This window comes from Herbiconiux sp. L3-i23, assembly GCF_023734115.1.
Classification (GTDB): Bacteria; Actinomycetota; Actinomycetes; order Actinomycetales; family Microbacteriaceae; genus Naasia.
The window spans coordinates 2,157,540-2,179,458 of sequence record NZ_AP025737.1 but is presented as its reverse complement, the minus strand read 5'-3'; the positions used below and the strand labels follow the sequence as shown (position 1 = coordinate 2,179,458).

The window sequence follows — 21,919 nt, the reverse complement described above, 5'->3', positions numbered from 1 at the left end:
GGAGAGAGGGAGGCGCCCGTGGCGCGTCATGCTGTGGTGACCGGAGCAAGCTCGGGTATCGGCTGGGCGATCGCGGCCCGGCTGCGCGAGCACGGCTGGGATGTGACCGGTGTCGCGCGGCGTCAAGATCGTCTCGAGGCGCTGGCCGCCGAGACGGGTGCCGAGTGGTTCGTCGCCGATCTGACCGTGGCGGACGACATCGAGGCGCTGCGAGCCCATCTCGCTGAGCGCGGAGGGGTCGATCTGCTGGTGAACAACGCGGGCGGCGCTCGCGGGCTCGACAGTGTCGAAGCGGGCGACGCCGACGACTGGCGGTGGATGTTCGAGGTCAACGTCGTGTCGGTGCAGCGCACGACGGCCGCCCTGCTTCCGCTGCTGCGTCGCGCCGCGTCGGAGGCCGGCTGGGCGAGCATCGTCAACATCACCTCGATCGCGGCGACCGAGGTGTACGAGGGCGGCGCCGGGTACAACGCCACGAAGGCTGCGCTGCTGAAGCTCACCGAGGTGCTGCGTCTCGAGTTGGCGGGGGAGCCGTTGCGGGTCATCGAGGTGGCGCCCGGCATGGTGAAGACCGAGGAGTTCTCGCTCAACCGTTTCGACGGCGACCAGGAACGTGCCGACAAGGTGTACGCGGGTGTCGAGCATCCGCTGACCGCCGAGGACATCGCCGATGTCGTCGTCTACTCGGTCGAACTGCCGGGGCACGTGAACCTCGACCACATCACCGTGCGTCCCGTTGCGCAGCCGGCGCAGTTCAAGGTGATCCGCGGGCCGCTCCGCGTGAAGGGCGACTGAGCGCGCCGGAACGCCGGGCCGTTGTGCCGCCCCTACTCTGGCGGGGTGACGACGACCGCTGACGTTCTCGACGAGGTGTCAAAGGACAACACGAACAGGCGCTACGAGGCGTGGGTGCAGCGCACGAGTTGGCCGCTGCTCGGCGCCGCGCTGATCTTCCTCGTCGCGTACGCCCTGCCGATCCTCGAGCAGGATCTGTGGCCGTGGGTGCGCGCCGCGTGCCGTGTGGTCGTGTGGGGCACCTGGCTGTTGTTCGCAGCCGACTACATCGTGCGGTTCGCGCTCGTGCCGAGGAAGTGGATGTTCGTCCGCCGGCACTGGTTCGACCTGCTCTTCATCGTGCTCCCGGTGCTGCGGCCGCTGGCGCTGCTGCGGCTCGTCACCGTGCTCCTCGTCATCGACCGGCACGCGGGTGCGCGTCTGCGCAGCCGGGTGGGGCTGTACATCGCGGGCGGCACCGTGCTGCTGGTGCTCGCGGCGGCGCTCGCCGTGTTCGACGTCGAACGGGGCGCGCCCGGTGCGAACATCACCAGTTTCGGCGATGCGGTGTGGTGGGCGTGCACGACGATCACGACCGTCGGATACGGCGACGTGTATCCGGTGACGGTGCTCGGTCGCGCGATCGCGATCGGCCTCATGGTCGGCGGCGTCGCCCTGCTCGGTGTCGTCACCGCGAGCTTCGCGTCGTGGTTCGTCGAGGTCGTCTCCCGCCCGGCGAAGCAGGCGGGTCTCGGCCACAACGAGATCGACCAGCTGAAGAGCGAGATCGAGATCCTCCGCCGGCTGCTGCACGACCAGGGAGCCGCCGCTCAGTCGACGCCGCCCGCAGCCAATCAGGCACCTGGTCATTGAGGAGGGCCGCCAGGCCCGTCGCGAAATGACGGGAGTTGCGCTTGGGGTAGGAGCCTTAGCGTGATTCGTCGACCCGTCGCATCGCAGGGCCGCTGCGCGGCGGCTCAGCGACCGGGGTTTCCTGGTCACCCCGGAGGGCCGCTAGGCCCGTCGCGAGATGACGGGACTCTCGTGCTTGCGCTGAAGCTCGGGCGCGATCTTTTGGCTGGTCGCGTCGCAGGGTCGCTGCGCGGCGGCTCAGCGACCCGGATTTCCTGGTCATTGAGAAGGGCCGCCAGGCCCGTCGCGAAATGACGGGGGTTGCATTGGGGTCGGAGCCTCAGCGGGATTCGTTGGCCCGTCGCATCGCAGGGCCGCTGCGCGGCGGCTCAGCGACCGGCGGTTTCTGGTCATTGAGGAGGGCCGCCAGGCCCGTCGCGAAATGACGGGACTCTCGTATTCGCTGTTGTGAAGCGTCAGAAGGGTGGTGGGTCGTTGTCGAGCCAGGTGGTTTGGGTGATGACGCCGGCGCCGATTCGGATGGCGGGTTTGGTGGTGTAGTCCCGGCCGAGGGGTGAGGTCCAGGTGTAGTCCCCGGTCCCGTCCCGGGTCTGTGTGACGACCCAGGCGGTGTTGTGTTTCAACCGGTGGTGGCCCTTGCAGAGGCAGCCCAGGTTCCACACGTTGGTGCCGCCACCGTCTTCCCAGGCGACCGTGTGGTCGATGTCCGACGCTGCGGCGGGTCGGTTGCAGCCCACGAACCGGCAGGTCTCATCCCGCGCCCGGAGGAACCGCTTCAGCTCGGCGGGGACTTCGTACTTGTCGCGGCCGATGGAGAGGATCACCCCGGTTTCGGGGTGGGTGAGGATCCGGTGGAACCCGGTCGCCGCCCCGGCCAGCTCCCGGGCGGTGTCAACGCTGATGGGCCCGTACCCTTCAAGGTTCGCGGGCTCATTCGACTGGCCGAGGAGCGACAGGGCCGGGACGGTGACGTTCACGTTCGGCCGGACACCCCTGTGCAGGGTCGCCTGCCGGGGCCCTTGCTCGTTATCGGTGTCCGTGGAGGGGAACACGGCGCCGGGGTCGAGGAGCAGGGCGATGAACACGTCGGCGCGTTTCTGCGCCAGGGTGCGGGTGTCGTCCGGGCCGGTGAGGGTGCGGGCGATCTGGTCGACCCGCTGGTAGATCGCGACCGAGTGCTGGGCGGGGGCGTGCAGCAGCAGGTCGGCCATCCCGTCGCGTTGACCGGCAAGGCTCAGGTCGCGGAACTCGGCCGCGGTGGTGTGGCGTTGGGTGAGGTCGGTGGCGCGCAGGTGCTCTCGCAGGGTGCGGGCCTTCCGGGCGAACTTCGGACCCGACAGAATCGTGGCTTCGGGGAGGATCGCCGCCTCGAACCCCGCCATCTCTTCAGAAGTGAGGCCGGCGGCTTCGTCGACGATGACCTGCACCTGCCGATCCGACACCTGCCCGCGCTGGAGCGCGATCAGGGTCGAGGGCAGATCGGTGGTCAACGCCTTGGCGCGACCGACCAACGATTCGACGGTGCGCTCGGACAGGCCGAGGGCGGCGGCGAGTTCGGCGCGCATCGCCCGGACCCGCATCCCCGCCAACGACGCTTTCGAGGCGGACGAGGACTCCCATTCCCGGCGGAACTCATCCACCACCCGGTACCGGTCAGCGGCCGCCGCGGCCTCGGCTCGCTTGGTGTCGAGGAGCCGGTCGGCGAGCCGGTTCAGGTGCCGCCGCGACTCGTCGTCGGGGGTGGCGTCGAGGTCGTCGAACTCTTCGAAGTCGTCCCACCGCTCAGCCAGCAGAGGGGGGAGCGGCGGGGTCGACATACGAATAGTGAAGCAGTGGCCACCGACATTGCCGCGGGGTCGAAAGGCTGGCCGCAACCTGCCCACTAGTCGCATCGCAGGGCCGCTTCGCGGCGGCTCAGCGACCGGGTCTTCTGAGCTGGGCCGCTGTGCGGCGGCTCAGCGACCGGGGCCTACGCGACCAGGTCCGGGCTGGGGGACTCTTCGGCGCTTTCGGTGAGGGGCGGGTCGGAGAAGGCCAGGCGGGGGACGAACAGCAGCAGCACGGCGGACAGGATCGCGGCACCGCCGCACACCGCCCAGACCGTGACATAGCCCGAGAACGACGCCGCCGTCGTGATCACCCCGCCGGCACCGGCGGCGAGCGCGACCGCGAAGATCGCCGACGAGAACGTCCCCCCGATTGTCTTCGTCGTATTCGTGAGCCCGGCGCCGATGCCCGTCTGGCCTACGGGCGCCGCCGCGGCGGCCGCGGACGGGAGCGCCGCGAGGAGCGCGCCGGAACCGAGCCCCGCGATCACCATGTTGGTGATGACGTGCACGATCGTCGCGTGGAACGGCAGGAACAGCAGGTATCCGACGCCGACGAGGAGGGAGGCGCCGATCAGCGTCACCCGAGGGGAGACCAGCTTCACTACGAAGGGGAACGCAACGGCACCGAGGATGACGCCGCCGAGATAGACGCCGATCAGGTTCGACACCGTCGACGGATCGAGCCCCAGCCCGTATCCGGCCGCCGGATCGGTCGCGGCGAACGTCGACAACGGCACCTGCGCCCCGAGCACGCTGATGCCGAACAGGCCCGCCGTTGTCTGAATCGGCCACATCTCGGGGCGACGCAGCATCCGCAGGTCGATGGCGGGGTCCTTCTTGCGCAGCTCGTAGAACCCGAACGGCGCGAACAGGGCGACGCCGACGACCAGCAGCAGCCACACCCACCAGGTGTCGACGCCGTTGATGCGGAAGAAAGTGAGCGCCGAGGTGATGACGAGCAGCGCGAAGCCGAGCAGCACGAAACCGCCGAGATCGAGCTTCCGGTCGGTGAGGTCGGGCTTCATCGACGGCACTCCGAAGAGCACGACGAAGAACACCAGCGTGACCGCGATTGCAGGCACGGCGAGAGTGGGCGCCACCTCGCCTCCGAACGCGGTGAGCAGCCTGCCGCCGGTCAGGGCGCCAAGGATGGCGCCGAGTTGCAGCGCCGCGATGAGGGCGCCGGATGCGCGCCTCGTCGTCGCGTTCGCGACCCCGGTCGCACGCGCCCGAGAGAAGATGATCGCCACCTCGAGCGGCAGCCACACCACGTAGAAGCCCTGCAGTGCCCAGGCGGCGAGGAACGAGGAGAAGTCGCCCGCCGCGACCAGCCACCAGCTGGCGCCCGCGGTCAGCGCGCTCGAGATCAGCAGGATCCGCTTGTGGCCGTACATGTCGCCGAGCTTCGCGAGCACGGGCAACGCGATCGACGACACCAGCAGCTGGGCGGCCTCGAACCAGTTGAACTGCGCGTCGTCGATCTGCAGGTGGCGGGCGATCGGCGAGGCGATCGGGATGTAGTAGCCCTGCAGGAGGCCGCTCACGATCTCGACCGCGAACAACCACCCGACGAGTCCGAACGTCACCGCGCCCGCACGGGAGCGCACCGCTGATGCCATGCTGCATGCTATCCGCGAGGTCGCCCCGGGGCGGGAACCGGCGCGAATCGGTCCGATCGCGTGGCGGTACCGTTGCTGATGTGACTTCGGAGCCTGCCACCTCAGACCCCGCGCCGACTGCGGCGCAGACGACCGCCATCGCGAAGGAGGTCCTCAGCTGGGCTGACTTCGGCGACGCGTCGCGTGCCCTCGCCCAGCAGATCGCGGACAGCGGCTTCGAACCCGAGATCGTGATCGCGATCGCACGAGGCGGGCTCACCGTCGGAGGCGCCATCGCGTACGCGCTCGGGGTGAAGAGCTGCGGCGCGATCAACGTCGAGCTCTACACCGGCATCGACGAGACCCTGCCCGAGCCGCTCGTCCTGCCGCCGCTGCTCGACGGGTCGGCGCTCGCCGGCAAGCGCGTGCTGCTCGCCGACGACGTCTCCCAGTCGGGGCAGACGCTCAAGCTGGCGGTCGAGATCATCGAGGGCATGGGCGCCGAGGTGCGCAGCGTGACGCTGTACACGAAGCCGCAGACGATCTTCGTGCCCGACTACGCGTGGCGCGACACCGACCTGTGGATCACCTTCCCCTGGTCGGCGCAGCCCCCTGTCACGGCTGCCGCGCGCCCGGCCGGCGCCTGAGAGCGGGCGGTCGGTGAGCGTCCATCTGGTCGGCGGCGGTTGGGGCGACGCCCCTGGCGTGTACGAGCGTTTCGTCGCCGAGTGCGCCGAGCGCGCCGAGGCAACGGGATACGCGGGCAAACCGCGCATCGCGGTGATCGTCGTCCGCGACGGCGACGGACTCGAGCACGCTGCGAAGCTCGTCGCAGGCCTCACCCACGTCGGGGCGGTCGATGAACGGGTCACCGTTCTCGTCGAAGGCTTCCCGGCCTCCGTCGACATCTTGGACGAGGTCGACGGCGTGTTCGTCGGCGGAGGCCTCACCCCCGCCTACCATCGGTCGCTCGAGCCGATCTTCGCCCGGCTCCGCGAGCTCGTCGCCGACGGCGTCCCCTACCTCGGGTTCTCGGCGGGCGCCATGATCGCGGCGGAGCGCGCGGTGCTCGGCGGATGGCGCATCGGCGACGTCGAGGTGGCCCCCGAAGAGACCTCCGAAGAGCTCGACGAGGTCACCATCGCGCCCGGCATCGGGCTCGTCGACCTCACCGTCGACGTGCACGCCGCCCAGTGGGGAACGCTGTCGCGCGTGGTCGCGGCGGCTGCCGCCGGTCTGATCGACGGCGCGGTCGCCATCGACGAGGGAACATCCCTCATCGTCGGGCCCCAGGGCGCACTGGTGGTCGGCACTGGCAACGTGTGGCGCGTCTCGCCGGCCGACGGCGGCGTGGGTGTCTCGGTGCTCTCGGCTGTGAGCTGACGGCTCGTGCAGGCAAAGAGCCTCGCCGAGCTGGCCGCCGACGGTGAGGTCGACCCCGGCTGGGCCGAGGCGCTTGCGGATGCCCAGCCCACTCTGACCGCGCTCGGCGAGTTCCTGCGGGCCGAGCACGCGGCCGGCCGACAGACCCTCCCCGCCGGGCCGGACGTACTGCGCGCATTCCGGCGACCGCTGGCAGAGGTGCGGGTGCTCATCGTCGGTCAGGACCCCTACCCGACGCCCGGCCACCCGATCGGGTTGTCCTTCGCGACGTCCCGCGCGGTGCGCCCGCTGCCACGCAGCCTCGCCAACATCTACCGCGAACTGAACGACGATCTCGGCATCGCACCCGCCTCGCATGGCGACCTCACCTCGTGGAGCGAGAACGGCGTGCTGCTGCTCAACAGGGTCCTCACCGTCGACGCCGGCGCTCCCGGATCCCATCGCCGCAAAGGGTGGGAGCGGGTCACCGAGCTCGCCATCCGGAGGCTCGTCGAACGCGGCGGACCGCTCGTCGCGATCCTCTGGGGCAACGACGCCCAGACCCTGAAGCCCATGCTCGGTGATGTTCCCGTGATCGCGTCGGTGCATCCGAGCCCGCTGTCGGCGTCGCGCGGATTCTTCGGATCGCGGCCGTTCAGCCGTGCGAACGCGCTGCTCGAGGAGCAGGGCGCCGAGCCGGTCGACTGGACGGTGCGCTGAGTCGTGTCTCTCGCGCGACTAAAATCGCGTCGTACGGCGAGAAGGAGGGCGGCATGCTCGAAGAGGAGTACCAGCCTCGCCGGTCGCTGCCGCCTCACCTGCGGAAGCCGGCCGAACCCGAGGCGCCGTTCTCGTTCGAGATCCGCGACGCCGCCCCGCGCGACCTGCCGGACGTCCGCGAGATCTACAACTACTACGTCGTCAACAGCGTGGTCACCTTCGACGAAGACCAGATGACGCTGCGCGAGTGGCGCGCGAAGTACGCGATGTTGAAGAAGCTCGAGCTGCCGTTCCTCGTCGCGGTGTCGCCGACCGGGGGAGTGCTCGGTTACGCGCTCGTGCAGCCGTGGAAGCAGAAGCGCGCCTACCGCTACACCGTCGAGAACTCGATCTATCTCCGTCCCGCCGCCACCGGCAAGGGGTTGGGGCGCGACCTGCTCGCGGCGCTGATCGACCGGTCGAAGGAGGCGGGGCTGAAGGAGATCCTCGCGGTCATCGCCGACAAGGGCGCCGAAGCCTCCATTCGCACGCACGAGTCGTTCGGCTTCAAGGAGATCGGGCGGATGGGACGCGTCGGCTTCAAGTTCGACCGCTGGCTCGGCACCGTGCTGTTGCAGAAGAGCCTGAAGTAGCTCTCGTCGGGCGTCCGCGAGTGGCCGGCCCAGCGGGCCGCTCCGTCCCGTCGGGTCAGCCCGACGCCGGGAGGGACCACCTAGGCTCGGGAACATGTTCGAGCTGCATCACCTGAGCGCGCAGGAACAGTGGGACTGGCTGCAGCGCGGCGACGTCTCTCCCGTCGAGCTGCTCGAGCACTACCTGACCCGCATCGACCGCCTGAACGGCCCGCTCGGCGCGTTCTCGCGGGTCGACCCGGATCGGGCGCTCGACACCGCGAAGCGCCTCGCCGACCGTCCCCGCAGTCTCGAGCTGTGGGGGCTGCCCCTCGCCGAGAAGGAGCTCTCGCGACGCGAAGGGGCCTCCTGGACGGGCGGGTCCCGTGCCTTCGCCGACCGCGTGGCCGACGGCACCGACGACATCGTCCGTGTGCTCGACGAGGCCGGTGCCGTGAGCGTGGGCGCCACCACGGCACCCGAGTTCGGGATGCCCTCCTACACCGAGCCGCTCGGACGTCCGGCGGCGAGCAACCCCTACGACCTCTCGCTCGGTGCGGGCGGTTCGAGCGGGGGAGCGGCGGTCGCGGTCGCCGCGGGTCTGCTGCCGTTCGCGCCCGGCTCCGACGGGGGCGGGTCGGTGCGCATCCCCGCGGCCGCGACGGGGCTCGTCGGGTTGAAGCCCACCCGCGGCCTCGTGCCGGCGACGGCCGACAGCCTCGCCGGCTTCGTCTCGAACGGCGCCCTCGCCCGCACCGTCGAAGACGCCGCGATGCTGCTCGACGCCATGACCGCCAGGACGTCGGGGGAGATCGACTTCCTCTCGACCCTCCGCCCACCCGACCCCGGACGGCTGCTCGGCGAGGCGGTGCGCGGCGAAGGTCGCTTCCAGATCGGCATCACCACGAGCTCGCCCTGGCACGACACGCACGAGATCGCGCTCGACCCGTCGGCACGCCGCGCGCTCGACGACACCATCGAGCTGCTGGCCGACCGCGGCCACGGGCTCGAGGAGGTCCCGTTCCCCGACAGCATCGGATACGCGGGCGCGTTCGAGACGGTGTGGAAGGCGGGGGCCGCCGCGATCCCGCTCGGCGACGAGGGCCTCGGTCTCGTGGAGCCGCTCACCGCGTGGCTGATCCGGGAGGGCCGTTCGCTTCCGGTCGCCGCTCTCGTCGAGGCGCTCGCGACCCTGTCGCGCTTCGAGAAGGGCGTGAACCGGGCCTGGTTCTCGCGCGAGGGGGCACGGCTCGACGCCGTGCTGACACCCGCGCTGGCGCTGCCGCCCCGGCCGCTCGGCTGGTACGACCCCGACGACGGTGCCGCGAACTTCGCGCAGCAGGTCGCCTACACGCCGTTCACCTCGTTCGTGAACGTGTCCGGGCTGCCGGCCGTCACCCTGCCGGTCTCGACGACCGAGCAGGGGCTGCCCATGGGAGTGCAGCTGATCGGGCGGCCCGGTGGGGAGGCCACCATCCTCTCGATCGGACGCCAGCTCGAACGGGCGTTGCAGTGGCAGCGCCGGCACCCGCCCGGCTGGTGATCGCGGACGATTTTCCGCCGCGGAGGTCGACTCGCGCCGAACGGCAAGTAAAGTAAGGCTGTGCTAACTTCCACCCTCGTCCGGCCGTCGTACCGTCCGTACCGTGTGGAGGTGGCCGCGATCGAACGCGTCAGCAGCACGTTCACCCGCGTGACCTTCACGGGTCCCGACCTCGACGTCTTCGGCGTCGACGGGCTCGATCAGCGCATCAAGCTGGTGCTTCCGCTGCCGGGGCGCGGATTCAGCGACTTCGGCATCGACGACGAGGAGACGCACCTCGAGGGCACCTGGTACGCCCGCTGGCGCGAGCTGCCCGACGACCTGCGCAACCCCATCCGCACCTACACGGTGCGCCGCATCGACGCCGACTCCCGCCGGCTGGATGTCGACTTCGCCCTGCACGGCGAGACCGGCCCCGCATCGACCTGGGTGTCCCGGGCGGCCGTCGGCGACCCGCTCGTCATCGTGGGCCCCGATTCACGCAGCCCCCTCTCGCACGAGGGCATCGAGTTCAAGCCGGGCATCGCCACGCGGGTGCTCTTCGCCGGGGACGAGACGGCGGTTCCCGCTATCTGCGCGATCCTCGAGAACCTGCCGGCGAGCATCAGCGCGCACGCGATCCTCGAAGTGCCGCACGCCGACGACGCGCTCACCGTCGTCGCGCACCCCGGGGTCAGCACCCGCTGGATCGCCCGGAACGGCGCTCGTGCCGGCGAGCTGCTCGCTCCCGCGGTGCGCGACTGGTACGCCGCGGAATGCGGCGGCGTGTTCGCCTCTGCCGATGACACGGTCGAGCCCGACACCGACGAGATGCTCTGGGAGACCCCCGTCGAGGATCCGCACGAGGGCCTCTACGTGTGGATCGCGGGCGAATCGAGCATGATCAAGCTCATCCGCCGCTACCTCGTCCGCGACTGCGGCATCGATCGCCGACAGGTCGCGTTCATGGGGTACTGGCGCGAAGGCAGCGCGGAAGCCAGCTGACCGCCGGTCCCGTCGTGTCCGCCGCTCAGCTGCGAGCGACCCGCTCTTCGCTCGCGCGCCAGAGTCCGGCGGCGAGCGAACGCTGCTCGGCCTGGGGCGCGGTCGGACCGTCGCCCGTGAGACGGTCGAAGTAGGTCCCGCTCGGGAAGCCGACCTCGGGCGTCGCCGCCAGCCGGATGAGCGGCTCCGCTCCCTGCTCGGGGCTGATGCCGTAGTGACCCTGAGTGACGAAGTTCAGGACGCTCATCGCCCAGTTCCCCGCGCCGAAGTTCGAGCGCACGAAGCCGGGGTGGAACGAGAACGCCTCGACCCCGGTGCCCTGCAGGCGGCGGGCGAGCTCCTTGATGAAGATGACGTTCTCGAGCTTGACGTTCGAGTACGCCCGCCAGCCGCCGAGCCATGGACCGTGCTGATTGTCGAGGTCGTCGAGTCGGATGCGGCCGCCGCGCGCCGCGATGCTCGCGGTCTGCAGCACCCTCACGCTGCCGGGAGGGGCATCGGCAGCGGTCTCGATCAGGCGGGGTAGCAGCAGCGAGGTGAGCAGGAATCCGCCCAGGTGGCTCTCTTGGAACGTGCGCTCGTTGCGGTCGACCGTGTACTCGCGCGCGTGCTGCATGGCGCCGGCGTTGTTCGCGAGGACGTGGATGCGCGGGAAGCGCTCGAGCAGCTGATCGGCGAGTTCCCTGACGTCGGAGAGTCGGCCGAAGTCGGCGACGAAGGGCTCGGCGCCGAGCTCGGACGCGATCTCGCGGGTGCGGTCGGGGTTGCGACCGACGACGGCCACATCGGCGCCCAGGGCCGACAGGGCACGTGCGGCGGCGCGTCCGATGCCCGAGCTCGCCCCGGTGAGGATGACCGTACGGCCGACCATGCCGGTCGGCGGCGGCAGCTCGCGGTCGTGCTGCGGGCTCACTCGGCGGGCTCTTCGGTCTCGAACGTGGCGGTCGCCGACTGCGTGCGCGGCCGCCGAGCGGGCGCGCGCTTCTTCTTCGGCAGGTAGCCGCCGTCTTCGAGTCCGGCCTCGATCTCGAAGCGGTTCGTGAGCGGGTCGGGGCCTGCGAGGGCGTAGAGCAGCGGGAACCAGAATCCGTACTTGCGCCACTGCTCGAGGTGCACCTGCTCGTGCTTGATGACGTCGGGACCGTCGTTGCTGCGCGTCAGGTAGACGCGTCCGACGGTCGTGCCGCCGCGCTTGAACGCCCATTTCGGCAGCCCGGTGAGCACGATCAGATCGCCCTCCGTGCGGATTCGGCCCTTGCTGAGGGGCAGGCCGATGGTGAGGCCGACGATGGTCGCGTACTCGAAGCCGATCGCGCGCATCCACCCGGGCGGGAAGGTGCGCATCATCTCGGGGGAGTTGCGGACTCGGCGAAGGCTGTCGCGGGCATCGCCCAGAGCCTGCGTGATGTTCACGATTCGGGCCTTCCGTAGGTCTCGAGCAGTCGCAGCCAGATTTCGCTGATGGTCGGGTAGGAGGGGACCGCGTGCCAGAGTCGGCGCAGCGGCACCTCGCCGACGACGGCGATGGTGGCCGAATGCAGCAGGTCGGCGACGTCTTGGCCGACGAAGGTCGCGCCGAGTATGACGTCGCGGTCGGTGTCCACGATCAGTCGCGCCTTGCCCGCGTATCCGTCGGCTTGCAGGGCGGCGCCCGCGACCGAGCCGATGTCGTAGTCGACGACGCGCACCGGGTATCCGGCGTCCGTCGCGGTCTTCTCGGTGTGGCCGATCGAGGCGACCTCGGGGTCGGTGAAGGTTACCTGCGGGACGGCTTCGGCGTCGGCGGTGGCGACGTGCAGCCCCCACGGGGCGTCGTCGACGGGGCGGCCCTGCGCGCGGGCGGCGATGACCTCGCCGGCGGCGCGCGCCTGGTACTTGCCCTGGTGGGTGAGGAGCGCGCGATGGTTCACGTCGCCGGTCGCGTAGAGCCACTTCTCGTCGTCGTTGGTCGGCGCCGTCACCAGCAGGGTGTCGTCGACCTGCAGCCAGTCGCCGTTGGTGAGACCGATGCTGCCGAGACCGAGGTCTTCGGTGCGGGGCGTGCGGCCGGTCGCGACGAGCACTTCCGCCGCCGTCACGGTGCTGCCGTCATCGAACTCGAGCACGACCAGGCCATCGTCTCCGCGCCGGGCGGAAGTCGGCGACGAGCCGGACTTCAGGGTCGCGCCGCTCTTCTCGAGCTGCTCGGCGACGAGTTCCCCGGCGAACGGCTCCATCTTCTCGAGGAGCGTGCCGCGCACGATGAGCGTGACCTCGCTGCCGAGGCCGGTGTAGGCGGTGGCCATCTCGGCGGCGACGACGCCGCCGCCGATGATCGCGAGGGACGCGGGGACCTCCTTGGCGCCCGTCGCCTCGCGGCTGGTCCACGGGTCGACGTCGAGCAGGCCGGGGATGTCGGGGAGCAGCGCTGCGCTCCCGGTGGCGATGGTGACGGCGGCGCGCGCCTCGAGCTCGATTTCGGACCCGTCGGGTGCGGTGACGGTGACCTTCTTCACCCCGGTGATGCGGCCGTGACCGCGCACGAGATCGATTCCGGCCGAATCGAGCCAGTCGACCTGACCCTGGTCGCTCCAGTCGTGCACGAACGAGTCGCGGCGGCGCAGTACGGCGGCGGAGTCGATCGGTGCGGTGATCGACTCCTTCGCCCCTTCGACCCGCAGCGCGGAGTCGCGAGCGAGCACGGGCCGCAGGATCGCCTTCGACGGCGTGCACGCCCAATAGGAGCACTCGCCTCCGACGAGTTCGCTCTCGACGATGACGGTGCTGAGCCCGCGCTTCGTCGCATAATCGGCGACGTTCTCGCCGACCGGCCCGGCGCCGATCACGATCAGGTCGTAGGTCTTCGTCACGGATTCTGCTCCTCTCGCGTCGGTCATCGACCGACGAAGTCGGGATCGGTTCGCGTCAGGAACGCGCGCATCCCGATGGCGGCGTCCTCGCTGGCCGCGAGCCGGGTCAATTCGTCGCCCAATCGGGCGGCGGCTGCGGCGTCGCCCTCTCGGACGGCGAGGCGGGCGTTCGAGAGCGTCGCCTGCACGGCGAGCGGGGCCTGCGCCGCGATCCGCGCGGCGATGGCGAGCGCCCGGTCGAGCTGCTGACCGTGCGGCACGACCTCGCTGACGAGGCCGATGCGGTGCGCTTCGGCGGCGTCGAAGAGCTCGCCCGTGAGCATCCAGCGCATCGCGTCGCCCCAGCCGACGGCGCGGGGGAAGCGCAGGGTCGCGCCGCCGAACGGCAGGATGGCGCGCGAGACCTCGATCTGACCGAAACGCGTCGAGTCGGCGGCGACCGCGATCTCGCTGGCGAGGATCAGCTCGACGCCGAGGGTGAGGCAGGTGCCCTGGACCGCGACGACCACCGGCTTCGTGCGGTCGGGGCCGATGAGTCCCCACGGGTCGCGTCCGCCGTCGGGCACCAGGTCGAGCCCACCGCTCGATGCCATGCGGGGGCCGATGTCGGCGAGGTCGAGGCCGCCGGTGAAGTGGTCGCCGACGCCGTGCACCACCGCGACGCGTGCCTCGGGGTCGCGTTCGAACTCGCCGTACGCCGAGGCCAGCTCGCGAAGCATCCGCACGTCGGCCGCGTTGCGCTTCTCGGGGCGGTCGAGGCCGACCAGGGTCACGTGACCGCGGCGCTCGACGACCACTCTCGGGCGGCCGTCGTCGGGAGTCATGGCTGAAGGCTACCGCGACGGGGGCGTCCGATTCCGGGTGTTGGCTGAGCCTCCGCTGAACGCGGCGGCGTCAGCGGGAGGACGTGATCGCCGACAGGATGCGCAGGATCGCGGGCAGATCGTCGACCGCGGCGGCAAGGGATTCGGGCGCGAAACCGAGGATCGCGCCGCCCGAGAGCGGGTAGCGGGCTCGGACCGCCCCGATGACGGCGAGCACCGTCTCGAGGGAGAGCCCGAACGGCTCACCCGATCCGACGCCGGCGATCTCGGCCGGGTCGAGCACGTCGAGATCGAGATGGAGATAGACGGACGTGGCCCCGGTCGCGGCGATCGCGTCGACCACGGTCGTGGCGTCGACGTCCGCCGCCGAGATCGAGTGCAGGCTCCCGCCGGCGAGGTAGTCGGCTTCGCCGTCGTCGAGCGCGCGGGCGCCGACGAGGACGACCCGCGACGGGTCGACCGCCGGCGCGGCGGCGATCAGCGGTTCACCGTCGCCGAGCAGGCTGCGCAACACCATGCCGCCGAATGCGGAGCTCCGCGATGTATCAGGGGTGTTGAGGTCGCCGTGCGCGTCGAACCAGAGCACGCAGGTGTCCGGTTCGGTGCGGATCGCGCGCGTCACCGCGGCGAGTTCGACGCCGCAGTCGCCGCCGATCACGAGCGGCGTCTCCCCGGCGTCGAGTCCATCGAGTGCGTCGGCGAGGCGATCGCGCACGGTGATGATCGACGAGAGACGGTGCACCCCTGTGCCGAGGGAGTCGCCGGCTCCGATCGGAGCGTCGACCTCGATCGTCAGGCGGGCGGGGAGGTCGCCCTTGATGGCCTCGGCGCCGTCGATCAATCGCATCGCCCTGCTGGAACCGGAACCCTGCCATTGGGGAGTGACCACGTAGCGCCAAGCCATGGGTCTCAGTATCGACCATGCGCCCGGCGACGGCCGGGCCGGACCGCCCTGTTCGCGCGCGGCGTCAGAGCCAGCCGTTGCGGCGGAAGAGCAGGAAGAGGCCGCCGCTCAGCAACGCCATCAGCGCGAGCGCGAACGGGTAGCCGAGCAGCCAGTGCAGTTCGGGCATGTGCACGAAATTCATGCCGTAGACGCTGCCGACGAGGCTCGGGGCGAAGAGGATCGCCGCGTACGACGAGATGCGCTTGACCTGCTCGCCCTGGGCGAGGCTCGTCTCGGTCAGCTTCCGCGTCTCGCTGTTCTGCGCCTCGGCGACGAGCGCCGAGTTGGTGATCAGCGCGTTCTGCAGCAGAGCACGGAACGAGTCCGCCCGCTCCGCGACCTGGATGGCGTGATCGTGGACGTCGCGCAGGTAGCGGATCAGCTCCACGTCCTTTCCGTGCGCTTCGAACGCGCTCTGCAGGTTGCGGAGGATCGACTCGAGCGGCGCGACGGCGCGCTGGAACGCGATGACCTCGCGCAGCAGCTCGTAGATGCGACGGGCGACATCGGTCGCGCCGCCGAAGAGCTGGTCCTCGATCTCGTCGATGTCGTTCTCGAGGCCCGCGGTGACGGGACCGTACTCGTCGACGACCTGGTCGAGGACTCCGTAGAGCGCCGCGGGCGGGCCCAGCTTCAGCAGTTCGGGGGAGGCCTCCATCCGATGCCGCACCGCCGCGAGGTCGGGGGACTCGGCGTGGCGGACGGTGACGACGAAGTCCGCGCCGATGAAGACGCCGACCTCGCCGAACTCGACCCGCTCCTCGGCGTCGAGGTAGCGGGCGGGACGAAGCACGACGAAGGTGACGTCACCGTACTTCTCGAGCTTCGCCCGCTGGTGACCGTGCAGCGCATCCTCGACCGCGAGAGGGTGCAGCCCGAACTCGGTCGCGACCGCGCGGAGCTCCTGCTCGCTGGGACGGTACAGACCGATCCAGGCCATGCCCTTGTGGGCTCGCGCCGTCTCGAAGGTCTCCTCGAGGGTGGGCGGGACCGCGACCCGACGGCCGTCGACGTAGACGGCGTTGTCGACGATGGGCACGGTCAGCGCACCAGGGCGTCGATCGCGTCCACGATGGGGGTGTCGCCCGAGATCGCCTCGAAGGTGCGACCGATGGTGCGGTCGTCGTCGATGGCGGCGAGGATCAGGGCGGCGACGTCGTCGCGCGGGATCTCGCCTCGCCCGACGCTGTCGCCGAGCGTGACGAGGCCGGTGCCCTCGTCGGTGGTGAGCCCGCCGGGTCGGATGATGGTCCAGTCGAGGTCGGTGTCGCGCAGATTCGCGTCGGCGTCGCGCTTGGCCTCGACGTAGGCGCGCCATCCCTCTTCGGTGTCGTCGGCGAGCGGCTCGTCGACGCCCATCGCCGAGACCTGGATCATGCGCTCGACCCCGGCGAGGTCGGCCGCCCAGGCCGTCTTCACCGAGCCGTTGTAGTCGACGGTGCGCTTGCGCGCGGGGCCGGAGTTCGGGCCGGCGCCGGCGCTGAAGACGACGACGTCCACCCCGCGCAGCACCGAGGCGAGCGCTTCGACGTCGGAGTTCTCGATGTCGAGCAGCACGGCTTCGGCGCCGAGACGGACGAGGTCCTCGCCGTGGTCGCGATTGCGGATGATGCCGACGCCTTCGTCGCCTCGGTTGTAGATCTGGTTGAGGAGCCGCTGCCCCACCTGTCCGTGAGCGCCGATCACCGCGATACGAGTCATGCCCCCATTGTGGACCCGCGAGGTCCGAGCCCGCTCCGCGCCCCGCGCTCCGTTCGCGCTCTCGCGCCGCCTCCTCGCCCCAGCGGGTGCACGGATCAGGAGATCGTGCGCGGATCAGGAGTTCTGATCCCGAGGCTCGGCGTGTCGGGCGAAATCGTCCTGAACGACGCACGAACTCCTGATCCGTGCACCTGGTCGTGTGCACTGCGGCCGCGCCCATCCTGTCGGAAGCGGGGGAATCCGCTCAGGATCGCGGTGGTACGTTGCGACACGTGAGCAGGATCGCCGCCGTCGCCACCGCGCTACCGCCCTATCGGTACGCGCAGAGTGAGATCACCGAGATGCTCGCGCCCATGATCACCTCCGATCCCGCCAAGCAGGCGGTGATGCGACGACTGCACGAGGGCAGCAAAGTGGCGACCCGGCACCTCGTCATGCCGCTCGAGCAGTACCGCGAGGCGCTCACCTTCACGCAGTCGAACGACCGGTTCATCGACGCCGCCACCGGGCTCGCCGAGCAGGCGTCGCAGCGCGCGCTCGATCGGGCGGGCATCCGCGCCGACGAGGTCGATCTCGTCATTTTCACCTCGGTCACCGGCGTCTCCGCGCCGTCGGTCGACGCGCTGCTGGTGCCGCGCCTCGGTCTCCGCGAGAACGTGAAGCGGGTGCCGATGTTCGGGCTCGGCTGCGTGGGTGGCGCCGCCGGGATCGGGCGGCTGCATGACTACCTGCTCGGTCATTCCGACGATGTCGCGCTGCTCGTCTCGGTCGAGCTGTGCTCGCTCACGGTGCAGCGCGACGACGACTCCATGGCGAACCTGGTGGCGAGCGGGCTGTTCGGCGACGGCGCGGCCGCCGTCGTCGCGGTCGGGGCACGCCGGGCTGCGAGCCTGCAGCACACCGGTCCCGAGATCGTCGACGCCCGCAGTCACCTCTACCCGGACAGCGGTCACGTCCTCGGCTTCACGCCGGGGTCGACCGGGTTCCGCATCATCCTGACCGGCGGCGTCGCCGATGTCGTCGATGCGCACTTCTCGCACGACGTCATCGAGTTCCTCGGCGACAACGGTCTCGATCTCGGCGGGGTCGCCGAATACTTCGCCCACCCGGGCGGCCCGCGGGTGCTCGAGGCGTTCGCCCGCGCGCTCGATATCTCCGACGATGCGCTCGAGTCGAGCTGGCGGTCGATGGCGGCGGTCGGCAATCTCTCGTCGTCGTCGGTGCTGCACGTGCTCGCCGATTCGCTGGAACGCGCCGAGCACCGCTCGGGCGACAGCGGCCTGCTGTTCGCGCTCGGCCCCGGGCTGAGCGCCGAGCTGGTGCTGCTGCGCTGGCCCGAGCAGTACGGCGCGGCGGCGTGAGCGTCGCCTGGTACGCGGCGCTGCTGCTCGCGACCGGTGTCGAGCGCATCGTCGAGCTGGTGCTCTCGACCCGCAACGCCAAGTGGGCGTTCGCACGCGGGGGAGTCGAATACGGCAAGGGCCACTTCCCGTGGATGGTCGCCCTGCACACCGGGCTTCTGGTGGCGTGCTTCATCGAGGTGGTCGCGTTGGATCGCCCGTTCATCCCGTGGCTCGGCTGGCCGATGCTCGCGCTGGTCGTGCTCTCGCAGGTGCTGCGGTACTGGTGCATCGCGACTCTCGGGCATCAGTGGAACACCCGGGTCATCGTGGTGCCGAGCATGCCGCTCGTCACGCGGGGGCCGTACCGGTTTCTCACCCACCCGAACTACGTCGTGGTCGCCCTCGAGGGCATCGCCCTCCCGCTGGTCCACTCGGCGTGGATCACCGCACTGGCCTTCACGGCGCTGAACGCCTGGCTGCTGCTGGCCTTCCGCATCCCCACGGAGAACAAGGCCCTGGCCCCCTCCCGCTGACGGAGTAGTGCGTTCCGGCCGACCCCGCACCCGCGAGATCCGATATTGCGGGCATATCCGCACGTTCCGGCATACCCATCGTGCCCGGAACGTACGTTCTCGCAGGTGGCAGATCGCAGATCGCAGATCGCGCATGTCTGACGGCCGATAGCGGAGAGTCGTCGCGTCGCGGTCGCATGCCGAGTCGGAGCGACGACCGACCCAACGCCGGAAAAGCGGGCGGAAGTTCGACCCGGTTCCCCGCCATACCCGCGCGCGAGAACGCACGTTCCGGGCTTATGCGCCTGCCGGAACGTGCGTCTGTGCCCGCAATATCGGATCTCGCGAGTGCGTTGCGGCGGACGGGGCCCGCCGCAACGTGCGCGTTCGCGCGGAACGCCCTACCGCCCTGGTGTCGGGGGGATGGCGCATGATTGACGCGTGAGCGTGAAGGGTGGGCAGGGCGAGAGGCAGGTGTCGGGCGAGCTCGACAGCGACACCGCCACCGTGCTGCACATCGACATGGACGCGTTCTTCGCGAGCGTCGAACTGCTCGACCGCCCCGATCTCGTCGGCAAGCCCGTCATCGTCGGCGGCGCGTCGGGCCGCGGTGTCGTCACCTCCGCCACGTATGAGGCCCGCCGCTACGGCGTCCGCTCGGCGATGCCCGTCGGCCTGGCGATGCGGCTGTGCCCGAAGGCCGTCGTGATCCCGCCGAACGGCGCCAAGTACTCCCACTACTCGAAGGTCGTCATGGGCATGTTCCGCGACGTCACCCCGCTCGTCGAGCCGCTCAGTATCGACGAGGCGTTCCTCGACGTGGCCGGCGCCCGCCGACTGCTCGGCTCGCCATTGCAGATCGCCCGCGCGATCCGTGCGCGCGTCCGCGAGGAGACCGGCCTCACCTGCTCCATCGGCGCCGCGTCGACGAAGTTCGTCGCGAAACTCGCCTCCACCCATTCGAAGCCCGACGGGCTGCTCGTCGTGCCCGCCGAGAAGACGCTCGAGTTCCTGCGCCCCCTGCCGGTCGGCGCCCTGTGGGGGGTCGGCAAGGTGACCGCCGAGTCGCTGACGAAACGGGGCATCAAGACCGTCGGCGACCTCGCCGACACCCCGCCCGACGTGCTGCGCAACTGGTTGGGGCCGGCGGCCGGATCCCACCTGCACGACCTTGCCTGGGGTCGCGACCCGCGCCGGGTCAATCCGCACGGCACCGAGAAGAGCGTCGGACACGAGAACACCTTCGCCGCCGACACCGCCGACGCCGAGTTCCTGCGTCGTGAGCTGCTCGACCAGTCCGAACGGGTGGCGTATCGGCTGCGCAAGGGCGGCTTCAAGGGCCGCACCATCGCGCTCAAGCTGCGCTTCTCGGACTTCACCACCATCACCCGGTCGCGCACTCTGCACGAGGCGACCGACACCGGTCGGCGCATCTACGAGCAGGCCGTCGAGCTGCTCGACGAGGTCGAACTCAAGGGGCGCAAGATCCGGCTCATCGGCGTTCGCGCCGAGCAGCTGACCGACGGCGACGAGCAGTCCGCCTTCACGCTGTGGAGCGACGACGAGGATGACGGTTGGCGCGAGGCGGAAGGCGTCATGGATGCCGCATCCGCCCGATTCGGCCGCGGCGCGATCCGTCCCGCCGCACTGCTCGGGCGCGCCGAGCGGGCCTATGACACCAAGCCGCCCGAGGCCCCGCGCTTCGAGCACTGAGCCCCGCCGCAGCTGAGCGCCCGCCGTCGCAAACCGCCACGACCTCACCGGCGGCTTCCCAGCACCCGCCCGGCCGGATGACAGTGACGCCGCTTAGCGTCGCGGCATGACTTCTTTCTCCAAGGGCGACCACGTCAGCTGGAACACCTCGCAGGGACGCACCCGTGGCAAGGTCGTCGAGCGGCACGATAAGGACTTCGAGTTCGACGGGCAGAAGTTCACCGCCAGCAAGGACGAGCCGGCCTTCGTCGTCGAGAGCGAGAAGACCGGCGCGAAGGCCGCCCACAAGGGCTCGGCCCTCAACAAGCTCAAGTCCTGAGCTCGGCGAGGGCCGCCCTCCTGCCGGAGGTCACGCCGTGGCGTGCCCGCGTCGGAGCCGAAGCGCCTTCACGGCGAAGTCGATCAGGATGAAGACGATCACGATCGCGGATCCGATGATCACGAACGCGTCGACGACCGCCGCGGTGTCGTCGACCGGTGCGTCGAAGGCGGCGAGGAACTCGCGGTTCACCAGCATGTCCTGCGCCGCGAGGTACAGCACGACGAGCGGGAAAGCGAGGTCGAACACCAGCTTGACGACGTCGAGAGCCCGCGTCGGCGACGCCTGACGCAGACGAAGCACGGCGACGGCGATCTGCCCCACCAGCACGACGATCAGCACCGGCAACCACAGAGTCCATAGCGACGGCGCCAGCACGGGCGCCTCGACCGGACCGTCCGCGGTCACGGCGACCGTCGCGAACTGCTGCCACACCAACGCGGCGATCATCAGCCCGGCGAAGATGAGCACACCGACCGCGTCGGTGCGGCTCTGTCTCGCTGACGGGTCGGGCAGAGCGTCGGGTGTCCACGAGCCGAACACGCGACCGGTCGGCACCCGTTCCAGCACGGCGAACCCGACCGTGACCCAGAACGCGACCTGCAGGGCGACACCGAGGCCGAGCACGATCGCGTCGGCCAGAGCGTCTGCGATGCTGGAAGGTTCGGGTGCGAGGGCTGAGCGGATCAGGAAATTGATCACAGCCACCAGCGGCGGGATGACGCTGATGAGGGTGATGAGCGTTCGCCGCCACGGCAGGAAATGGGCTGGCCCGATCAGATAGAGCGGCCGCTCGGCGTACGAGGCGGAGAGCCTGGCGGGGTCGCCGAGGTCGGTGAGAACCCCGCGTTCCGCCGACTCGACCGGCTCACCCTGTTCGGTGCGGGCGTCGACCGCGTCGGCGATCGAGGCGCGGAGCTCGCGTTCGACATCGGTGCGGGAGCTTTCGGGCACCCCGGAGAGGGTCGCGGCGATGTAGCGGTCGGTGGGGGAGGTCATGAGGGCAGTCCTTCGTCGAGGGAGTCGAGCGATGCGGTGAGGGCGCGCCAGTCGGAGACGAGGACGCGGAGGAGTTCACGACCGTCGTCGCTCGTTCGGTAGAACTTGCGCGGGCGCGACTCGTCGGTGTTCCACTCGCTCTGCAGCAGCCCCTGCTTCTCGAGGCGGCGCAGCAACGGGTAGAGGGTGTTCGCATCGACCGTGAAGCCCAGTCGATCGAGCGTCTCGAGCAGCCCGTAGCCGTAGCCAGGGGTGACCAGCACGGCAAGACAGGCCACGACGACGGTGCCACGTCGAAGCTCCTGAAGGTGTCCCGCTACGGTCTGGTCGTCGAGCATGCGTCAGACGATAGAGTGCGTCACACGGTAATGTCAATCGCGCAGGCGCCCAGAGGAAAGACCCGACATTCCGAAGGATGC

At 70.2% G+C, this 21,919-nt stretch carries 23 protein-coding genes; 12 read left to right on the top strand and 11 right to left on the bottom strand.

Annotated elements, in window-relative coordinates; genetic code table 11:
• The first annotated feature begins 18 nt into the window (after positions 1 to 18).
• Together NGH83_RS10380 and NGH83_RS10375 are read left to right on the top strand one after the other, a co-directional pair.
• Positions 19 to 795 carry an SDR family oxidoreductase gene (locus tag NGH83_RS10380; RefSeq protein WP_251856179.1) on the top strand — a complete coding sequence of 259 codons (777 nt, stop codon included), beginning with the start codon at positions 19 to 21 and terminating at the stop codon, positions 793 to 795.
• Positions 796 to 840: 45 nt separating this feature from the next.
• Complete coding sequence (locus NGH83_RS10375; RefSeq protein WP_251856178.1) at positions 841 to 1,647, top strand: potassium channel family protein; 807 nt, start codon at positions 841 to 843, stop codon at positions 1,645 to 1,647.
• 455 nt (positions 1,648 to 2,102) lie between these two features.
• Here NGH83_RS10375 and NGH83_RS10370 read toward each other — a convergent pair whose 3' ends face one another.
• The gene (locus tag NGH83_RS10370) at positions 2,103 to 3,464 is read right to left on the bottom strand and encodes an HNH endonuclease signature motif containing protein (RefSeq protein ID WP_251856177.1); all 1,362 of its coding nucleotides are present in this window, start codon (positions 3,462 to 3,464) and stop codon (positions 2,103 to 2,105) included.
• 152 nt (positions 3,465 to 3,616) lie between these two features.
• On the bottom strand, positions 3,617 to 5,095 hold the full coding sequence (locus NGH83_RS10365; RefSeq protein ID WP_251856176.1) for an MFS transporter: 1,479 nt from the start codon (positions 5,093 to 5,095) through the stop codon (positions 3,617 to 3,619).
• A gap of 80 nt (positions 5,096 to 5,175) precedes the next feature.
• On the opposite strand from NGH83_RS10365, the gene NGH83_RS10360 reads away from it, so the two are divergent.
• The 6 genes from NGH83_RS10360 (at position 5,176) to NGH83_RS10335 (ending at position 10,294) form a co-directional block, all read left to right on the top strand.
• Positions 5,176 to 5,721 (top strand): phosphoribosyltransferase, encoded by a 546-nt coding sequence (locus NGH83_RS10360; protein ID WP_251856175.1) that lies wholly within the window; start codon positions 5,176 to 5,178, stop codon positions 5,719 to 5,721.
• A gap of 13 nt (positions 5,722 to 5,734) precedes the next feature.
• Complete coding sequence (locus NGH83_RS10355; protein WP_251856174.1) at positions 5,735 to 6,457, top strand: Type 1 glutamine amidotransferase-like domain-containing protein; 723 nt, start codon at positions 5,735 to 5,737, stop codon at positions 6,455 to 6,457.
• A 6-nt stretch (positions 6,458 to 6,463) separates the two neighbouring features.
• A complete protein-coding gene (locus tag NGH83_RS10350) occupies positions 6,464 to 7,156 on the top strand; it encodes a uracil-DNA glycosylase (RefSeq protein ID WP_251856173.1) in 693 nt (230 codons plus the stop codon).
• Between the two features lie 53 nt (positions 7,157 to 7,209).
• Positions 7,210 to 7,788: a GNAT family N-acetyltransferase gene (locus NGH83_RS10345; RefSeq protein WP_251856172.1), complete on the top strand. Its 579-nt coding sequence runs from the start codon at positions 7,210 to 7,212 to the stop codon at positions 7,786 to 7,788.
• A gap of 94 nt (positions 7,789 to 7,882) precedes the next feature.
• The gene (locus NGH83_RS10340; protein WP_251856171.1) at positions 7,883 to 9,310 is read left to right on the top strand and encodes an amidase; all 1,428 of its coding nucleotides are present in this window, start codon (positions 7,883 to 7,885) and stop codon (positions 9,308 to 9,310) included.
• 60 nt (positions 9,311 to 9,370) lie between these two features.
• On the top strand, positions 9,371 to 10,294 hold the full coding sequence (locus tag NGH83_RS10335; RefSeq protein WP_251856170.1) for a siderophore-interacting protein: 924 nt from the start codon (positions 9,371 to 9,373) through the stop codon (positions 10,292 to 10,294).
• Positions 10,295 to 10,319: 25 nt separating this feature from the next.
• On the opposite strand, the gene NGH83_RS10330 is transcribed toward NGH83_RS10335, so the two are convergent.
• From NGH83_RS10330 to NGH83_RS10300, 7 genes are all read right to left on the bottom strand, one after another.
• Positions 10,320 to 11,207: an SDR family NAD(P)-dependent oxidoreductase gene (locus NGH83_RS10330; RefSeq protein WP_251856169.1), complete on the bottom strand. Its 888-nt coding sequence runs from the start codon at positions 11,205 to 11,207 to the stop codon at positions 10,320 to 10,322.
• Entirely contained in the window at positions 11,204 to 11,707 is a 504-nt protein-coding gene (locus tag NGH83_RS10325; RefSeq protein ID WP_371872660.1) for a hypothetical protein, read from the bottom strand. Before NGH83_RS10325 ends, NGH83_RS10330 begins: the two co-directional genes overlap by 4 nt.
• Positions 11,704 to 13,170, bottom strand: a complete 1,467-nt coding sequence (locus NGH83_RS10320) for an NAD(P)/FAD-dependent oxidoreductase (protein WP_251856168.1) — start codon at positions 13,168 to 13,170, stop codon at positions 11,704 to 11,706. The genes NGH83_RS10325 and NGH83_RS10320 overlap by 4 nt, the downstream gene beginning before the upstream one ends.
• Positions 13,167 to 13,967 (bottom strand): crotonase/enoyl-CoA hydratase family protein, encoded by an 801-nt coding sequence (locus NGH83_RS10315; RefSeq protein WP_251856167.1) that lies wholly within the window; start codon positions 13,965 to 13,967, stop codon positions 13,167 to 13,169. The genes NGH83_RS10320 and NGH83_RS10315 overlap by 4 nt, the downstream gene beginning before the upstream one ends.
• A 70-nt stretch (positions 13,968 to 14,037) precedes the next feature.
• Positions 14,038 to 14,871: an arginase family protein gene (locus NGH83_RS10310; RefSeq protein ID WP_251856166.1), complete on the bottom strand. Its 834-nt coding sequence runs from the start codon at positions 14,869 to 14,871 to the stop codon at positions 14,038 to 14,040.
• 64 nt (positions 14,872 to 14,935) lie between these two features.
• Positions 14,936 to 15,952, bottom strand: a complete 1,017-nt coding sequence (locus tag NGH83_RS10305) for a magnesium and cobalt transport protein CorA (RefSeq protein WP_251856165.1) — start codon at positions 15,950 to 15,952, stop codon at positions 14,936 to 14,938.
• Between the two features lie 2 nt (positions 15,953 to 15,954).
• The gene (locus NGH83_RS10300; protein ID WP_251856164.1) at positions 15,955 to 16,614 is read right to left on the bottom strand and encodes an SDR family oxidoreductase; all 660 of its coding nucleotides are present in this window, start codon (positions 16,612 to 16,614) and stop codon (positions 15,955 to 15,957) included.
• A gap of 272 nt (positions 16,615 to 16,886) precedes the next feature.
• Between NGH83_RS10300 and NGH83_RS10295 the strand changes: the two genes are divergently transcribed.
• The 4 genes from NGH83_RS10295 to NGH83_RS10280 all read left to right on the top strand — a co-directional run bounded on the left by NGH83_RS10295 (position 16,887) and on the right by NGH83_RS10280 (position 20,501).
• Positions 16,887 to 17,975: a type III polyketide synthase gene (locus tag NGH83_RS10295; RefSeq protein ID WP_251856163.1), complete on the top strand. Its 1,089-nt coding sequence runs from the start codon at positions 16,887 to 16,889 to the stop codon at positions 17,973 to 17,975.
• Positions 17,972 to 18,490, top strand: a complete 519-nt coding sequence (locus tag NGH83_RS10290) for an isoprenylcysteine carboxyl methyltransferase family protein (protein ID WP_251856162.1) — start codon at positions 17,972 to 17,974, stop codon at positions 18,488 to 18,490. The genes NGH83_RS10295 and NGH83_RS10290 overlap by 4 nt, the downstream gene beginning before the upstream one ends.
• 420 nt (positions 18,491 to 18,910) lie before the next feature.
• Positions 18,911 to 20,182, top strand: a complete 1,272-nt coding sequence (locus tag NGH83_RS10285) for a DNA polymerase IV (protein WP_371872657.1) — start codon at positions 18,911 to 18,913, stop codon at positions 20,180 to 20,182.
• Positions 20,183 to 20,288: 106 nt separating this feature from the next.
• The gene (locus tag NGH83_RS10280) at positions 20,289 to 20,501 is read left to right on the top strand and encodes a DUF2945 domain-containing protein (RefSeq protein ID WP_251856161.1); all 213 of its coding nucleotides are present in this window, start codon (positions 20,289 to 20,291) and stop codon (positions 20,499 to 20,501) included.
• Positions 20,502 to 20,531: 30 nt separating this feature from the next.
• On the opposite strand, the gene NGH83_RS10275 is transcribed toward NGH83_RS10280, so the two are convergent.
• Both NGH83_RS10275 and NGH83_RS10270 read right to left on the bottom strand, forming a co-directional pair.
• A complete protein-coding gene (locus NGH83_RS10275) occupies positions 20,532 to 21,500 on the bottom strand; it encodes a permease prefix domain 1-containing protein (protein WP_251856160.1) in 969 nt (322 codons plus the stop codon).
• Complete coding sequence (locus NGH83_RS10270; protein WP_251856159.1) at positions 21,497 to 21,838, bottom strand: PadR family transcriptional regulator; 342 nt, start codon at positions 21,836 to 21,838, stop codon at positions 21,497 to 21,499. The genes NGH83_RS10275 and NGH83_RS10270 overlap by 4 nt, the downstream gene beginning before the upstream one ends.
• Positions 21,839 to 21,919: the final 81 nt, after the last annotated feature.

Coding starts and splice junctions, on each gene's coding strand:
- NGH83_RS10315 (WP_251856167.1), bottom strand. CDS start 13,967: ATGACTCCCGACGACGGCCGCCCGAGAGTGGTCGTCGAGCGCCGCGGT.
- NGH83_RS10310 (WP_251856166.1), bottom strand. CDS start 14,871: ATGGCTTGGCGCTACGTGGTCACTCCCCAATGGCAGGGTTCCGGTTCC.
- NGH83_RS10365 (WP_251856176.1), bottom strand. CDS start 5,095: ATGGCATCAGCGGTGCGCTCCCGTGCGGGCGCGGTGACGTTCGGACTC.
- NGH83_RS10340 (WP_251856171.1), top strand. CDS start 7,883: ATGTTCGAGCTGCATCACCTGAGCGCGCAGGAACAGTGGGACTGGCTG.
- NGH83_RS10345 (WP_251856172.1), top strand. CDS start 7,210: ATGCTCGAAGAGGAGTACCAGCCTCGCCGGTCGCTGCCGCCTCACCTG.
- NGH83_RS10370 (WP_251856177.1), bottom strand. CDS start 3,464: ATGTCGACCCCGCCGCTCCCCCCTCTGCTGGCTGAGCGGTGGGACGAC.
- NGH83_RS10275 (WP_251856160.1), bottom strand. CDS start 21,500: ATGACCTCCCCCACCGACCGCTACATCGCCGCGACCCTCTCCGGGGTG.
- NGH83_RS10320 (WP_251856168.1), bottom strand. CDS start 13,170: ATGACCGACGCGAGAGGAGCAGAATCCGTGACGAAGACCTACGACCTG.
- NGH83_RS10300 (WP_251856164.1), bottom strand. CDS start 16,614: ATGACTCGTATCGCGGTGATCGGCGCTCACGGACAGGTGGGGCAGCGG.
- NGH83_RS10270 (WP_251856159.1), bottom strand. CDS start 21,838: ATGCTCGACGACCAGACCGTAGCGGGACACCTTCAGGAGCTTCGACGT.
- NGH83_RS10280 (WP_251856161.1), top strand. CDS start 20,289: ATGACTTCTTTCTCCAAGGGCGACCACGTCAGCTGGAACACCTCGCAG.